The organism is Allofournierella sp., assembly GCF_048388525.1.
In the GTDB taxonomy this organism is placed as follows: Bacteria; Bacillota; Clostridia; order Oscillospirales; family Ruminococcaceae; genus BQOK01.
On record NZ_DBGCTQ010000004.1, the window covers coordinates 1 to 14,678 of the forward strand.

The 14,678-nt window shown below is 64.4% G+C and carries 12 protein-coding genes; all 12 read right to left on the reverse strand.

Annotation, left to right across the window (positions count from 1 at the left end):
- Window positions 1-30 precede the first annotated feature (30 nt).
- The 12 genes from ACMLHZ_RS00375 to ACMLHZ_RS00430 all read right to left on the reverse strand — a co-directional run bounded on the left by ACMLHZ_RS00375 (window position 31) and on the right by ACMLHZ_RS00430 (window position 14,583).
- Window positions 31-816: a suppressor of fused domain protein gene (locus ACMLHZ_RS00375; protein ID WP_418665838.1), complete on the reverse strand. Its 786-nt coding sequence runs from the start codon at window positions 814-816 to the stop codon at window positions 31-33.
- Between the two features lie 4 nt (window positions 817-820).
- Complete coding sequence (locus tag ACMLHZ_RS00380; RefSeq protein ID WP_418665839.1) at window positions 821-1,798, reverse strand: Gfo/Idh/MocA family protein; 978 nt, start codon at window positions 1,796-1,798, stop codon at window positions 821-823.
- Window positions 1,799-1,909: 111 nt separating this feature from the next.
- The gene (gene neuC / locus ACMLHZ_RS00385; RefSeq protein ID WP_418665840.1) at window positions 1,910-3,082 is read right to left on the reverse strand and encodes a UDP-N-acetylglucosamine 2-epimerase; all 1,173 of its coding nucleotides are present in this window, start codon (window positions 3,080-3,082) and stop codon (window positions 1,910-1,912) included.
- A gap of 14 nt (window positions 3,083-3,096) precedes the next feature.
- Window positions 3,097-4,092 (reverse strand): N-acetylneuraminate synthase, encoded by a 996-nt coding sequence (gene neuB / locus ACMLHZ_RS00390; RefSeq protein WP_418665841.1) that lies wholly within the window; start codon window positions 4,090-4,092, stop codon window positions 3,097-3,099.
- Window positions 4,089-5,138 (reverse strand): sugar phosphate nucleotidyltransferase, encoded by a 1,050-nt coding sequence (locus ACMLHZ_RS00395; RefSeq protein ID WP_418665842.1) that lies wholly within the window; start codon window positions 5,136-5,138, stop codon window positions 4,089-4,091. The genes neuB and ACMLHZ_RS00395 overlap by 4 nt, the downstream gene beginning before the upstream one ends.
- 47 nt (window positions 5,139-5,185) lie before the next feature.
- Window positions 5,186-6,346: a LegC family aminotransferase gene (locus ACMLHZ_RS00400; RefSeq protein ID WP_418665843.1), complete on the reverse strand. Its 1,161-nt coding sequence runs from the start codon at window positions 6,344-6,346 to the stop codon at window positions 5,186-5,188.
- 84 nt (window positions 6,347-6,430) lie between these two features.
- Complete coding sequence (locus tag ACMLHZ_RS00405; protein WP_418665844.1) at window positions 6,431-7,090, reverse strand: hypothetical protein; 660 nt, start codon at window positions 7,088-7,090, stop codon at window positions 6,431-6,433.
- The gene (locus tag ACMLHZ_RS00410; protein ID WP_418665845.1) at window positions 7,087-9,105 is read right to left on the reverse strand and encodes a hypothetical protein; all 2,019 of its coding nucleotides are present in this window, start codon (window positions 9,103-9,105) and stop codon (window positions 7,087-7,089) included. The genes ACMLHZ_RS00405 and ACMLHZ_RS00410 overlap by 4 nt, the downstream gene beginning before the upstream one ends.
- 12 nt (window positions 9,106-9,117) lie before the next feature.
- Window positions 9,118-9,729, reverse strand: coding sequence for a hypothetical protein (locus tag ACMLHZ_RS00415; protein WP_418665846.1), 612 nt, complete (start codon window positions 9,727-9,729; stop codon window positions 9,118-9,120).
- Window positions 9,726-11,744 (reverse strand): hypothetical protein, encoded by a 2,019-nt coding sequence (locus ACMLHZ_RS00420; protein WP_418665847.1) that lies wholly within the window; start codon window positions 11,742-11,744, stop codon window positions 9,726-9,728. Before ACMLHZ_RS00420 ends, ACMLHZ_RS00415 begins: the two co-directional genes overlap by 4 nt.
- Before the next feature lie 45 nt (window positions 11,745-11,789).
- Window positions 11,790-13,457 carry a DUF2142 domain-containing protein gene (locus tag ACMLHZ_RS00425; protein ID WP_418665848.1) on the reverse strand — a complete coding sequence of 556 codons (1,668 nt, stop codon included), beginning with the start codon at window positions 13,455-13,457 and terminating at the stop codon, window positions 11,790-11,792.
- A 142-nt stretch (window positions 13,458-13,599) separates the two neighbouring features.
- Window positions 13,600-14,583, reverse strand: coding sequence for an NAD-dependent 4,6-dehydratase LegB (locus tag ACMLHZ_RS00430; RefSeq protein ID WP_418665849.1), 984 nt, complete (start codon window positions 14,581-14,583; stop codon window positions 13,600-13,602).
- Window positions 14,584-14,678 lie beyond the last annotated feature (95 nt).

A 14,678-nucleotide genomic window follows, 5' to 3' on the forward strand; every position in this document is an offset into this window, starting at 1 on the left:
CAATCGATCCCAGCCCCACAAACAAAACGTTCATTCCGTTTCCTCCTGGGCCGCCTGCCGCACCTCCTGCCCGGGCTCGGCCTCCACTGCGCAGGGGCGGCTGTTATCCACAAAAAAGCCCGAGCCCGCGGGCAGCTCCCGCAGCTTGTGCTCCAGGGCCTCGGCGCCGAATTCCAGCTTGTAGTCCATTTCGGCGGGGTAAACGGGAACCACTGTGTACAGCACCACCCGCCGGCCCCCGCCAATGTTTACCGGCTGCACCTCCTTGGGGCCGTTTTTCTGGGCGGGCAAAAACAGCACCGCCCCGGCAAAGGGCGTGTTTTCGGCATAGGGGTGCGCTGGCTCGCCGTTCGGGATCGAGTGTCCCGCCCCCAGCCAGGTCTTTTGCCTGCGGGGCATGCAGGCGAGCATGCGCAAAAGGCGCAGGGGCCAGGCCGCGGCCTTGCGCTCGGGCTCGTTCAGGTGGTCGGGGCCGCCCGCCGCCTCCACAGGCCAGTCGCCCGGCAAAAACATCAGCAGCTCGGCGGTGCGCAGCCACTCGAATTTTTTGCCGTGGGGCATGTTGTCCAGGGTCATGGGTTCCGCGCTCATTCCCATGGTGTACGCCACATAGTAGGGCTCGGCCTCGGTGGGCGCCATCACCGCCAGCTCCATGTGGGTGTCGGCGTCGTCCCACACCTGGGTCTCGCGCCCGGGGAACGATGCCTCAAAGTGCGCCATGATCTGTGCCTTGTAGGGGGTCTTCACATTGTGCACGATCACGCCGCGGGGCATTTCATCCTGTTTTGCGCCGAACAGCTCCTCAAAAAATCCCATGGTCTCACGCCTCCTCAATGGTTTCGATCAGCCGGATGGTCTCCCGGTCCTGTTCAAAGCTGTACCGGGGCTTGCCCCTTCCGGCCAGCACGTCAAAAAAGTTTTGCAGCTCGTCCACATAGGCGTTTTCCACAACGTTGTCGCTGTAGCGCGCGTCGTGCTCAACGCTGGCATAGGTGTTTACCGGCTCCTTTTCTTTTGTGGCGGGGTTAAACCGGTACAGCGCCTTGGGGTTGCCCTCCCAGAACAGGTGCAGCCCCTCCCCAAAGCACTCAAAATTCCGCACGGCCTTGGGGCTCACCACATCCACCGCAAGCATGCCCTTGGTGCCGTTTTTGTGGCGCAGGGTCACAAAATAGCTGTCGGGGTAAGGGATCTCCAGCTCGCTGAGCCGGTCCTTTTCCACATGCACCCGCTCCACCGGTCCAAAGGTGTCCAGCAGCCAGGGCAGGTCGATGCCAAAGATCTCCCGCACGCCGCCGGTGCGCGCGTCGCCCACAAAGAAATTCTTGTAGCTCTCCCAGGGGTGCCAGTCCGGCAGATACTGGCCGATGTGATATATATAGTTCACCGGCTTTTGAAAGGCCTGCACCTGCCGCTTGATGTACTGGGTCTCGCCCCGGTACAGCATGGTGGACGACAAAAACAGCGCCAGTCCCTTTTCCCTCGCCTTGCGCAGATTTTCCGCATAGCCGTCGCTCACCAGGTTCAGTTCGGTAAACACCGGCAGCCCCGCGTCCAGCAGCTGGCCGATGAGCGCCGCATGGGTCAGGGGCGCGGTGCACACCAGCGCCGCGTCGTACCGGCCCGCGGCCAGCGCCGCGGGAACGCTCTCATACGCCCGGATGCCCAGGGCCTTTACTTCCTCCCGCCGGTCGGGCGCGCTGTCCACCCCGCTGATGGAAACGGCGGGGTCGATGCCCTTCGCCAGCCGCGCCCGCCGCTTGCCCATGCTGCCAAGCCCCACGATCAGTAATTCCATATTCCCACACCTCGCTGTATTTTTCCGCCCGCCGCGGCCTGCATTTTATCCACGCCCCCCGTGAGGGGAGCGACAAGGGATCGGGACATGCGGGCGTAATAGGATATATTTCTATCCCCGCTCCCCGTCGTAAAAGACCTTGGGCGCGCCGAAGCCCGGCTCCAAAAGCTTTTCCTCCAAAACCCGCACGATCCGCCCGCTGGTGTCGCCCCCGTTGTAAGGGCTCACCGCCGTGCGGGCCTTCTCCCGGAAGGCGGGGGTCAGGGCGGTGCGCAGCGCGGCCCCAATGGCCTCTTTTTCGGCCGGGCAGCACAGCACGTTTTCGCACAAAATGCGCCCCGCCTGCCTGGTTCCAATGTTCACCGCGGGCACGCCGAAGGTGGGTGTTTCCACCACGCCGGACGAGGAATTTCCCGCCACCACCGCCGCGTATCCCATGGCCGAAAGGTAGCGCTTCACACCAAGGCTGGCAAAAACGGCCGCCTTTTCGGGGCGGTCCGCCGCCCAATGGTCCAGCATGGCGTTGATGGCCGCGCCCCCCGCGTCGGCGTTCGCCTTGGTCACCAGCCACTTCAGCCCCCTTGTTTCATCCAGGGCGGCCAGCAGCTCGGCCATTTGGGCTTCGGGGGCCGCGGCCCCCGCGGTCTCAGGGTGAAAGGTCACAAGCCCGAACGGGCCGACAAGCTCAAAGCCCAGGCTCTCGCCAAGCTCGGCCCGGGTCATTTTTTTCATGGTGCGTATGTTCTCGTCCCCCAGGCCCCCCACGTTGAACACCGTGGCCGGCGCCTCGCCCATGCGCACCACCCGCGCGGCGTACTCCGCGCAGCTGGGAAAGTGCAGGTGGGCGATCTTGGTGATGCAGTGGCGATACCAGTCGTCCGCCGCGCCCAGGGTCACGTCGCCCCCGCTGATGTGGGCCACGGGCACCCCGGCGTACGCCGCGGCCTGGGCCGCGGCAAAAATCTCGTACCGGTCGCCCAGCACAAGGCAGCAGGCGGGCCGCTGCTCCCAGAACCACCGGCTGAACTGCCCGATGGCACAGGCCACCGTGTCGGCGGTGGCCAGCGGTCCCCTGAATTTCAAAATTGGGATGCGCGCCGCAATGGGCACGCCGTCCGCCTCGATCTCGGTCACGGTGCTGCCATATTCCGGCGCCAGGTGCGCACCGGTCACCAGTACCTGCACACGCAATGTCTGCGAGCACAGCAGCTTTTGGATCACCGGCCGCAGCAGGCCGTACTCGGCCCGGGTGCCGGTCACAACGGCCAGGGTCTTTTTTTGCATGGCGTTTCCCCCCGTCACAGCTCGATGGGCTCGTCCTCTTCAAAATCCCGCTTTGCGGCAAGGCCCAGCACCTCGTGCCAGCGCATGGGGCTCACCCCGCCGCCCGGGCGCTTGGTGGTCAGGTTTTCGGCGGTAAAGGCCTCGCCCTTTTGAATGGCTCTTGCCGCCACAATGCTTTTGCGGGCCACCGGTTTATTTTTGGCCTCGCTGGCGCTCACCGCCTTTTTGCCGGTTCCCAGGGCCGCCTCGGTGCGCCGCACCGAGGCCACCATCGCCCGCAGCTCTTCCACATCCAGGCTGGCCTTGTGATCCGGCCCCTCCATGGCCTTGTCCAGGGTGAAATGCTTTTCAATCACCGCCGCGCCCAGGGCAACCGCGGCCACATCGCACTCCCACCCCGCCGTGTGGTCCGAAAGCCCCACCTCCACGCCAAACTGTTCGGCCAGGTCCAGCATGGCCAGCAGGTTTGCATCCTCATAGGGTGTGGGGTACTCGGTGTTGCAGTGCAGCAGGGTCACCTTGGGGCAGCCGCCCTCCTCCAGCGCGGCCAGTGCGTCCTCGATCTCGGGCAGGGTGCTCATCCCGGTGGACAGGATCACCGGCTTTTGGACCGCCGCCACCGCTTCCAGGTAGGGCAGGTTTGTGATCTCGCCGCTGGGCACCTTGAAAAAAGGCAGGTCCAGCCCTGTCAAAAAGGCCACGCTGGGCAGATCGAACGCGGCCGACAGGTACTGGATGCCGATGGAATCGCAGTACGCCTTCAATTCCCGGTGTTCCTCAAAGCCAAAGTGCAGCCGCCGGATCATGTCCAGCTGGCTCTCCCCGTCGCCGGTCTGCTGCTTTTGATATTCCGCCTTGGGCGCAAATCTCGACACCACCAGCTCCGGCACGGCAGTCTGGTACTTCACCACGTCCGCCCCGGCCTCCTTTGCGGCCAGGGCCATCCGCTTTGCCAGCTTCAGGCTGCCGTTGTGGTTCACGCCCGCCTCGGCAATGATCAGCACGCTCATTCGTTCTCCTCCAGCTTCCGGCGCATGTTGTCCAGTTCTTCCACCTGCCCCATATCCATCCAGCTCTGCTCGCTGATGGGGTACACCCCCACCCGTTCGCCGCGGGCGCGGTAGCGCTCAATGATGTCGGTAAAGCCCTGCTTTTTGCCGTCCTCCAGCTCCTCCACCACCTGGGGTTCCACCACGTACACGCCGGTGTTGGTCCAAAAGTTCATCTCGGGCTTTTCCTTCATGCTCTGGATCGCTCCGTTCTCGCCCAGCTCGATCACCCCGTAGGGCACGGTAAAATGCTTTGCCGCGCACACCATGGTGATCAAATTGCCCTGCTGCCTGTGGTAGGCGGCAAGATCGGCAAAATCCGCGTCCAGCAAAATGTCGCAGTTGGACAAAAAGAAAGTGGAATCCACCTGCCCCTTCAAAAGGCACAGGCCGCCGCCGGTCCCCAGCGGCTCGTCCTCGTCCACATAGCTTACCCGGTAGGGCGGTTCCAGCTCGCTGAAATAGCTCTTGATCATGCCCTTTTTATAGTTCACCACCAGCCGGAAGTCGGCGCAGCCGAAATCCCGGAACCGGTCGATGATGTGCTCCAAAATCGGCCGCTCCCCCACCGGGATCAGCGGCTTTGGCAGGATCTTGGTGTAGGGGTAAAGCCGCGTGCCCAGCCCCCCTGCCATGATCACCACCGGAATTCCCGCGCAGGCGCGGTTTGCAACCCCCGCCCCGCTGGCAAAAATAATGTCCGCAATACGGCCCTTTTTGTCCACCAGGGGCAGGGCGTCGATGTCATACTGTTCAATGTAGCGCTTGGCCCGCCCCCGTTCGGTGAGCGGCAGGCTCCTGGGCGCGGGGTTTGCAGCCCTCCGCACCGGGTCCTCCAGCGCGCCGCCCCGCAAAATGTGCTTGCGCACGTCCCCGTCGGTCAGGGCCGCCTCCAGCACCCCGCCGGGCGCAAGGAACAAAATGCGCTCGCCGGTCTCATCCAGCTTTTTCATGGCGTCCAGCACCGTGGCGCCGCCGTCAATGATGAACTGTTCCACATGCAGCATGGCCTTGCCGCCTCGCTTTCTGTTTTTGCCGTTCGCCCGCGCCCCGCTCACAGCGCCAGCAGCACGTCGATGACCCTTTGGCAGTCCGCCTCGGTCAGGTTGGTCGAGCAGGGCAGGTTCACGATCTTTGCCCGGTAGTCCCGGGCCTTTTCCAGGCCATAGGCCTGGTTTTTGCCGTAGTCGGCCTGCTCGTGGATCAGCGCCCACACCGGCCGGGCCTGAATGGCCTGCGCTTTCAGGGCTGCAATCACCGCGTCCCGTTCGTGCCGCCCGTCTTCCAGGTAGAGCGAATAGAACCACTTGTTGGGGCGGGTGCACTCCTCCCGGAAGCCCAGAATGCGGTAGCCGTTTTTGCCGTCCAGCGCGTCGCGGTACTGCCGCCACCGGGCCCACTTGTTTTCAATAAAGCCTTCCAGCTGTTCCAGTTGAGCCAGCCCCAGCGCGGCCTGCAGGTTGGTGAGCCGGTAGTTGTAGCCCACCTCGTCGTGGTAAAACTGCAGCTCGTCCGCCTTCGCCTGGGTGGACAGGTGCTTTGCGTGCCCGGCCCAGTCCGGGTGGTTCGAGACCAGCATCCCGCCCGCGCCGGTGGTAATGATCTTGTTGCCGTTGAAGCTGTAGACCCCCACATCCCCAATGGTGCCGGCCATCCTGCCCGCGTAGGGGCCGCAGGTATAGTAGGTGCCCAGCGCCTCGGTGGCATCCTCGATCAGGGCCAGGTGATACTTCTGTGCAACGCGCATAAGGGCGGGCAGGTCCGCCATATTGCCGAACACATGCACCACCAAAAGCGCCTTCACGTGGGCGCCGGTGGCGCTGTCGATCAGCCTGTCGCCCTCCATGTGGCACCGCGCTGCGCAGAACGCCTCGGCCTCGGCCGGGTCCATGCACAGGCTGTCGTCGCAGCCGATGAACACCGGTTCGGCCCCCGCATAGCGGATGGGGTTCACCGCCGCGATAAAGGTCAGCGTGGGGGCAAGCACCTCGTCGCCCCGGCCCACGCCGGCCGCCAGGCAGGCCAGGTGCAGCCCGGAGGTGCCGCTGTTGCAGGCCACGGCCCGGGGCATGCCCACGTATGCGGCCAGGGCCTCTTCAAACCCGGCCACCTTGCTGCCCCCGGTGGAAACCCATTCGCTCACCACCGCGTCGTTCACATATTCCTTTTCACGGCCCGCAAAATTCGGGACCGAAAGGGGGATAAAATCCGCCATTGCACAAGACCTCTTTTCTTTGTAACAGGAAAAACGGGAAGAGCGGCTGCCGCCCTTCTTGCCCGGCGGGGCGGCAGGGGCCGTTCAGCCCCCTGCGCCGCGCGCGCCTCTCTTGTTTTTATACCACATCCAGGCGGCGCACACAAGGCTTATCGCCGCCGCGGCGAGGCCCGGATACAGCACCATCGAAAACACGCCCGCCCAGCCCGGGGCAAAATAGCTCCACCAGGGGGCCGGCTCATTCATATACAGCCCGGCAATGGTCATCTCCACCGGTTTGTTCTCCTCCGGGCTGCAGGGGTCCAGCCGCAGGGCCGCGATCCGCCCCTGGGGCAGGGTATACAGATAACTGCCGTCGTCTGCCTGGGCGGCGAACACCCGTTTGTTCACGCTGAAGGGCTCGCCCTCCTTTGTGGTGTAGTAAAGGCACATCTCCCGGGGGCTGCGGTCAAACGCCGCTTCCATGCGCACCGTGCGCAGAACCGCCCCTTCCCCGTTTTCCCAGATCATCTGCGGGTCGCCGTCCAGGGTCAGCAGCGCGCCGCTCTCCAGCCGCTGCAAGCCCACCTGCTCAAAATCCTCCGCGGCAAGCTCAAACTGGTACAGCCGGCCCGTCGCTTTGGCGATCCCGTCGCTGCAAAGGCCCGCGGCGCCCGCCACAAGCCACACCGCGACGCACACGGCATAGCACAGGGTGGGAATGGGCGCTTTCAGCTTTTTAAAAAATGCTCTCCTGCGCTTCATCGGGGCACCTCCATCTCCACGGGGGTGAACAGCCCCGGCTCCACCCTGTATAGCAGGGTGGAGCCTGCCTCGGCGGCGGCCAGCCCGTCGCTGAACAGGCTGCCGTAGCTGGCCGTATAGCCGGCGTCCAGCTTGTCCACGAAAATGTAGGCGCAGCCGCTGCCCCGAATGATCTCTTCCATCTCGGCCAGGGTGTACGGGTGGTAATATACCGCGCCCCCCTCCTGCTGCGGGGGCTGGTTTTCCGGCAGCCCAAAGGTGCCGCCCCCGCCTCCCCAGCGGCCCGTGTCCCTGTCGGCCTCCCAGCCGCTGTAATCCAGGATGTTGGGCAAAAAGTAGCAGCTGTAGGTGAACCACAGGGTGCCGTCGTCCCCCTGGGTCACAATAAAGATGCGGTCCTGCGGTTCCACGGCCGCTTTCACCGCCTCTGCCCGTGCCTCGGCCGCATGCTGGTCGGCAAAGGTGGCGTCGGCAAAGCCCAGCACGCTGAACTGGGGCAGCACCATCATGTTCACCCGTACCAGCATCAGGCAGGCAAAGGCCAGCACCCCCGCGTTCGCCGTCAGGCGCCAGCGCCCCTTCTGCACCGCCCAGGCCAGCAGGGCGATGGCCATCAAAAACCAGCCGATATAGTAGGTGTAAAGGTAACGGTTGTACGAGGCCAGGGCGGCGGCCTCCGCCTCCTTGAAAATAAACCCGTAGCTTAAGGCCAGCACGTAGTTGTACGCCGCAAATCCCAGAGTGCTACACAGCATCCACATGCCCGCCCGCAGCTTGCCGCGCGCGCCGGGTGCAAAGACCACGGCCGCGGCAAATACCGCCAAAATCAGCAGCGCCACCACCGCGCCCGGGCCGATCATCGAGAGCACTGTCTCATAAAAGGCCTTTTTCATGTCCGCGCCGGCCTGGGCAAAGCGCTGGGCGCGCTGGGTGTAATACTCCGGAACATCAAGCCCCAACAGCAGCCTTGTGCCGTTCAGCGCAACGCGCAGGGTGCTCTCGCTGGTCTCCCCCATGCCCCCCGCCGCGGCGTTCTGCACCACCAGCCGGGCAATGTATTTCGCCCACACCTGATACAACACCAGCGGCATGCCCATGCACAGGGCCGAAAAGCCCAGCCGTTTGCCCCAGCCCTTCTTCCACTTTGCCTCAAACCCAAACAAAAAGTGATCCGCCGCGATCAGCGCCGCGGTGATCAGCGCCAAGGGGAAGGTGTTGTCCTTGATGTTTGCCAAAAATGCCAGCACCGGCAGGATGGGCCACACCGGCCCCTTGCCCGCCCGCAGTGCAAACCACAGCGCCGCCGCCCCGCCGATCAGCATCCCGGCCGGGATGTCGCCGTAGGCGCTCATATACACCTTGCTCACAAAAATGGTGCGGGCGTAGGTGGTGAAAAACCAGGGCGTGCACCAGCCGATCACGGCCAGGGGCACCGCCAGCTTATAGTTTTTAAAATCCACCCGGCCCAGCACCGCCGCGATGCAGGCAAACAGCAGCAGGTCGTAGGCAAGATACACCTTAAAGGGAGCAAACGCGCCGAAGAACTGCACAAAATATCCCAGCACGATCAATCCCGGGTTCTGGGTGGCGGTCCAGGGCACGCCCAGCTCGCACGCGGGGAACAGCCGGTCGTTCGCCTTGGTCAGTTTGGCGGCGGTGCCCCACAGGCTGAACTCGTCAAACTCGCTGAACATGGGCTGCCGCAGGGCAAAATACACCGCAAAGGTCAGCGCCAGCGCCCAGAACAGCACCGCGCCCGGGGTGAACAGCTTTTTCAGCTCCTCCTTTTTTGCATGGCGGGCCAGCGCAAACGCGCCCAGCCCCCAGCAGGCCAGGTATCCCAGCCAGCCGGCCGGCCGCAGAACGCCCAGCACCCCGGCCAGGGTGAACCAGGTCGAAACGCAGGCCAGCGCCGTCAGCGGGGCCAGGGCGCTGTGCAGCCTTGCGCACAGGGTAAAAAACGCGCAAAGCCCAAACAGGGCCGTAAGGCTCAGCGCCAAATCAAAATACAGCAAGCTCATTTCTCCTTAACGGGTCCGTTTTTTGCCGGGCAGCAGCGCCCGCGCCTCGGCGGCAAGGGCCAGTGCCAGGGGCGGCAGCGCCAAAAACAGCAGCAGCCCGCCCCAGCCCGGCACAAACGCCCAGTACCAGCCTTCCGGGGGGTTCAGCTCCACCCCGTCAAACCGGGTTACCACGCCGCCCACACTGTCCGGGTCCAGGCGCATCTCGCTCACCCGCCTGCCCCCCAGCCGGAAAGTAAATTCCCCGGGCGCCGTCTCCACGGCGTACACGCTCCTGCCCTCCGAAAAATCGGCCTGGCCCGGCGCCTTCCAATAAAGCACCGGCGCGTGCCCCGGTGTTGTGCGCAGCACGCGCAGCACCACCGTCTCCAGATAGGCCTCCTGCCGCCAGATCAATTGGGGATCCGTGTCGGTGGAAACATACCACACGCCCGCCTCTTCGCTCTCCCACAGCCGCACGCTGCTACTCTCCAGCTCTTGCCAGGCAAGCTGGGTGTGGGGCCGCAGCCCCTTCGCCTCGTACCAGGCGCCGCGGGCAAGGTACGCACAGCCCAGCAAAAGCCAAACTGCCAGCGCGGCGGCATACGCGGCCGCCAGCCACCTGCATTTTGCTTTCATCCGGCCGCCCCCCCTTCCACCGGCGCCCAGCGCACCTCGCCGCCCTCGTACCGGATCTCGAACAGATACACCCGGTCGGTGCGCTTTGCAGGCAGGTCGGTCACGCCGAACTGCCCGGCAATGCTGATGGCAAAATACGCGTCGCTAGTGTCCACCAGCAGGTGGGTGTAGCGCCGGTCCAGCAAAAAGCGCTTCAGGTCTTCGGCGGTGCAGATGGTCTGGTAGTCATATACCTCGGGCCGGTCCTCCCCGGCATCCACCGGGTTCACCAGGTTCATGTGGGTGGTGTCCCACCAGCCGGTGCCGCCCTTTTCCAGGTGCGGGCCGTAGCCAAAGCCGCCAAACCCCCGGCCCAGATGGGCGTTCAGTTCGTAGGCGTAGTAGTTCCAGCGGTAGGCCCTGTCGCCCTGGCTGATCAGCAGCACTGTGTCGTCCCAGTCCAAAAGGCCGTTCACCGCGGCGGCCCGGGCGGCCACGTCCCGCCGCTCGTCGTACAGGGTATGGGGCATGTTCCAAAAGCCAGCCGCGGGCCTGCCTCGCACCAGCACCAGCAAACACACCGCCCCCAGAAGGCCCAGCCCCGCCAGCCTCGTGGCCCGGGGCAGCGTGCCCTTTTCCGCCGCCAGCGCCAAAAGGCCCACGGCCGCCAGCGCCCAGCCCAGGTAGTAGGGCCCGATGTACCGGATATAGTCCTTCAGCTGATAGGCTTCCTGCTCGCTCAGCACAAAGGTGTACAAAAACAGGTGGAACAGCAAAAACACGCCAAAGCAGGCGCCGCCCAGCACCGCGAACTGCGCCACCCGGCGCCGGCTGCCCCCCAGCGCCGCCCAGGCCACCGCAAGCAGCGCAAAGATCACCGCCAGCGCCGCGATCCCACCGCCCAGAAGGCACACCGGCACCGTTGCCACCGACCTTGCCATCAGCCCGGTCAGCTTTTCAAATTTTTCGGTCCGCTCGGTCAGGCCCAGCAGCTGCCCAAAACCCTGGGCCAGCATGCCGAAATACCCCACCTGCTCCTCGCTGCCCACCGTCACCTTGCTGGCCCCGGTGGCCGCGGCGTAATACCTGCTCCAGCCCAAAAACAGCGCCAGCGCCGGCCCGGCCAGCACCGCGCCAAGGCCCAGCGTTTTTGCCAGCCGCTTTAGCCCTGGCCACCCTTTGGCAAACAGCCAGTCGGCGCAGGCAAGCCCCGCCGCGATCAGGGCATACGCCAGGCCCATGTCCTTGATCAGGGTCAAAAAGCCCAGGGTGACCGCCAGCAGGGCGATGCCCGCCCGCCGCCGATGCAGCGAAAAATACAGGCACATGCCGCCGCCGAACACAAAAGCCAGCGGCAGGTCCCCCATCACATTGCAGTAAATGTTCGCCACGCCCCCCAGCCCCGGGGCCGAAAAAAACCAGGGCAGCAAAAAGCAGGCCGCCAGCAGCACCGCCGCCGTGGGCCAGCGCTTTTTCGTCAGGGGCGCAGCCACGGCGCTCATGCAGGCGGCAAACAGGGTGTCGTAGGCAAAAAAGGCGCTCCACTCGGAAAAGCCCTTGCCGAAAAACTGAAAGAAATATACCACCAGCATCATGCCGGGGTTGTAGCTGCCCGCCTGCACATTGCCGGGGGCCGCCGCGTGCAGGGCGTTCTGCAGCTTTGTGACCTTGCAGGCGGTGCCCCAAAAGGTAAACTCGTCCCAGGCGATGAACATGGGCTTCGTGGCCGCGAACAGCACAAAAAACACTGTGCCGGCCGCCGCAAAAAACACAAAGCCGGGCACGGCCAGCCGGCGCGCCGCGCCCGCCAGCCGCCCCGCCGCCGCAAGGGATACGGCGCATCCCGCCGCCGCAAGGTAGACCAGCCACCCGCCCAGCCGCAAAAAGCCCGCAAATCCCCACAGGCAAAGCCACACCGCCACCCCCGCCAGCACCGGCAGGGGCAGCAGCGCGGCGTTCAGCCGAAACCGGTCGGCCAAAAAAGCGCAGAACACCCACACCGCCGCAAGCGCCAGAATACCGCTCAGATATGCCATGCGCGTGGCCTCCTTTCGTGATCCGTCGGGCCGGGACCCGGCCCGTCACCGTATGGTGAACACCGGCCCGATAAAATAATGCTGGAACAGCAGCACCGCGCCCGCCGCGCCAAAGGCCGCCGCCGTTCCCAGGGCCACGGCGCGCGCCTTGGTCCTGCCCAGGGCAAGGCGCGGCTCCAGCACATGGCTCAGCAGCGCCGCCAGCAGCACGAACAGCATCAGGAAGGCGGGCAAAAAGTACCGCGCCTGCATGCCGATGATGCGGATCATGCCCACCGGCGTGCTGGTGATATACATGGCCGTGGCCGCCCCCGCGATATACGTCACCGAGAGCGCGCCCAGGCCCAGGGCGGGCCTCCATTTCAGGCTGCTTTTCTCGTGCACCGAAAGGGCCGCCGCAAACAGCAGCACCAGCGGGCTGGCCCAATTCAAAAACGCCACGGGCAGGTCCAGCGCGCCGAACACCCCCATCTGGCCAAGAAAGAAGTCGTTCTCGTAAAAGCTGCCCAGCAGCACCGCCGCGTACCGTAAAGGGTTATGCAGGATGCCCGCAAGCTGCTGCACCTCGTTCGCCCCCGCGATCTGCCGCCCCACATAGGCAAAATTCTGCCGGAACACGGTGCCGTACCAGTCAAAAAACTTGCCCAGGGCAAACCCTCCCACCAGGCAGGCCGCCGCCAACTGCCACTTTTTCCAGCGGGTTTTCCAGGCCTTTTTCGGCAGCACCAGGGGCAGCGCCAGCCACAAAAGGTTGATATAGGGCTTGGCGATGTTCATCATCACAAAGGCGAACAAAAACCAACCGATGTCCCGGTCAGTGATCTCGTCCTTGCAGTAAAAGCTGGCCACCAGGTAATAAAAGCCCAAAAGGGTGGCGTCGTAGCTCACCGAGGCCGCCATGTAAAGGCTCAGCGGCAGCAGCATGAACGCCAAAAAGACCGGCTGGTAACGCCTGCAGTTTTTCAGCGCCAGCCAGCACAGCGCCGCGTAGGCCGCTAGGTTTGCCAGCCGCGCCGCGTACAGGCATCCCAGCGCTCCCAGCCCGGCAACCCGCGCCAGCAAGATGCCCAGCGCCTGGGGCAACATGGAAACGGTCATAAAAAAGTACGGCTCGCTCACCTCGCCCTTCGGCCCGCTCCCGTCAAAATAGGCGGCAAATCCGTCGGCAATGCTCTCCACCCGGCCGTTTTCACCCCGCTGCTTCAGGCCGTAGCCCTCGGTGGTGTAGCTCACCGGGTCGCCGCCGGCCGTTTTTGTCATGCCCTGACTCGTGTGGGCCGACACCCACGCCCCCGGGAAGCTCTCCACCAGCTTTGCCACGTCCGCCGGGTAGGCGCGGCTCCCGTCAAAAGTAAAGCGCCCCTGGCTCAGCGAATAGCTGCGCAGAAAATGGGCGGTCTCGTCCGGCGTCTGCAGGGGCGGGTTCGCAAAGCAGAACAGCGCCCCGCACACCGCCACGGCCAAAACCGCCTTGGCCTCAAAGCCTTTGCACACAAAATGCCCCAGGGCCGCGGCCCCCACCCCCAGGCACGCAAGGCCCGCCGCCGCCCGATACAGCGCCGGCGCCGGCACGCCCCGGGCGTCCAGGTAATAAAACACGCGCCAGCAGTAGGCCAGCGCCAGGGCCCCCGCCACAGCCGCCAGCAGGCCCAGCACCCACCACGCCGCCCGCGCAAAGGGCTTTTTCTTCTTTTGAACGGCAGTCTCGCGCATGGCTCCCCCTGTTTTTCTTTAAAAATAGGCCGCGCGGCGTGGGGTGCCCGCTCCCCACGTTGAAACGCGCCGCCGGGCCGGCTTCGCAAAAAAGCCCGCCCGGCAGCCGCACAGCGCTCCCGCGGCGGCAAAGCCGCCGTGCTTACAGATTATACACGTCCGGCTTGTAGCGGGCGATGTTTTGTTTTAAAAATTCAATGGTGGCCGCCAGCCCCTCTTCAAAGGTGTAGGCGGGCGCCCAGCCGGTCAGGGCCTTCAGCCGCGAGGCGTCGCCCAGCAGGCGCTCCACCTCGCTCTTGCCCGGGCGCAGCCGCTGCCCGTCGCACACCACCCGGGCCGCGGGGTTGATCTGCCGGATCAATTCCGCCGCCAGCTCCCCGATCGAGTGCTCCTGCCCGGTGGCGATGTTCACCTCCTGCCCAATGGCCTTTTCACACCCCGCCAGCGCCATAAAGCCCGCCGCCGTATCCTTCACATAGTTGAAGTCCCGGGTGGGTGCAAGGCTGCCCAGCTTGATCTCGGTGCGGCCGGTCAGCAACTGGGTGATGATGGTGGGGATCACGGCGCGGGCGCTCTGCCGCGGGCCGTAAGTGTTAAAAGGCCGCACGATGGTCACCGGCAGGTCAAAGCTCCGGTAAAAGCTCTCAGCCAGCCGGTCGGCGCCGATCTTGGTGGCCGAATAGGGGCTCTGCCCCTGGTAGGGGTGGTTTTCGTCAATGGGCACATACCGGGCGGTGCCGTACACCTCGCTGGTGCTGGTCACCAAAAGGCGCTTTGTGCCCACCTGGCGCGCCGCGTTCAGCACGTTCAGGGTGCCCTTGATGTTGGTGTCCACATAGCTGTCGGGGCTGTGGTAGCTGAACGGAATGGCGATCAGCGCGGCCAAATGATACACCACGTCCTGCCCTTCCATTGCGGTGCGCACGCCGTTGGGGTCGCGGATGTCCCCCAGAAAGACCTCGATCTCGTTTTTGATCTCGGGGGGCAGGGTGTCCAGCCAGCCCCAGGTACCGAATGAGTTATAATAGCAGAAGGCCTTGACCCTCTCGCCCTTCTTTACCAGTTCCTCGGTCAGGTGGCTGCCGATAAATCCGTCGGCGCCGGTGACCATCACGGTGTTGGCCATATTTTAAATCTCCTTATCAAATGGTTTGCGTAACCAATTTGTTACTAGTATAATATAAACATGCAGTGATTTCAAGGAAAACACAGCCTTTACAC

Excerpts from the sequence above, each read along its gene's own strand:
- ACMLHZ_RS00375 (WP_418665838.1), bottom strand. The coding sequence starts at position 816 with ATGGGATTTTTTGAGGAGCTGTTCGGCGCAAAACAGGATGAAATGCCC.
- ACMLHZ_RS00380 (WP_418665839.1), bottom strand. The coding sequence starts at position 1,798 with ATGGAATTACTGATCGTGGGGCTTGGCAGCATGGGCAAGCGGCGGGCG.
- neuC (WP_418665840.1), bottom strand. The coding sequence starts at position 3,082 with ATGCAAAAAAAGACCCTGGCCGTTGTGACCGGCACCCGGGCCGAGTAC.
- neuB (WP_418665841.1), bottom strand. The coding sequence starts at position 4,092 with ATGAGCGTGCTGATCATTGCCGAGGCGGGCGTGAACCACAACGGCAGC.
- ACMLHZ_RS00395 (WP_418665842.1), bottom strand. The coding sequence starts at position 5,138 with ATGCTGCATGTGGAACAGTTCATCATTGACGGCGGCGCCACGGTGCTG.
- ACMLHZ_RS00400 (WP_418665843.1), bottom strand. The coding sequence starts at position 6,346 with ATGGCGGATTTTATCCCCCTTTCGGTCCCGAATTTTGCGGGCCGTGAA.
- ACMLHZ_RS00405 (WP_418665844.1), bottom strand. The coding sequence starts at position 7,090 with ATGAAGCGCAGGAGAGCATTTTTTAAAAAGCTGAAAGCGCCCATTCCC.
- ACMLHZ_RS00415 (WP_418665846.1), bottom strand. The coding sequence starts at position 9,729 with ATGAAAGCAAAATGCAGGTGGCTGGCGGCCGCGTATGCCGCCGCGCTG.
- ACMLHZ_RS00420 (WP_418665847.1), bottom strand. The coding sequence starts at position 11,744 with ATGGCATATCTGAGCGGTATTCTGGCGCTTGCGGCGGTGTGGGTGTTC.
- ACMLHZ_RS00425 (WP_418665848.1), bottom strand. The coding sequence starts at position 13,457 with ATGCGCGAGACTGCCGTTCAAAAGAAGAAAAAGCCCTTTGCGCGGGCG.
- ACMLHZ_RS00430 (WP_418665849.1), bottom strand. The coding sequence starts at position 14,583 with ATGGCCAACACCGTGATGGTCACCGGCGCCGACGGATTTATCGGCAGC.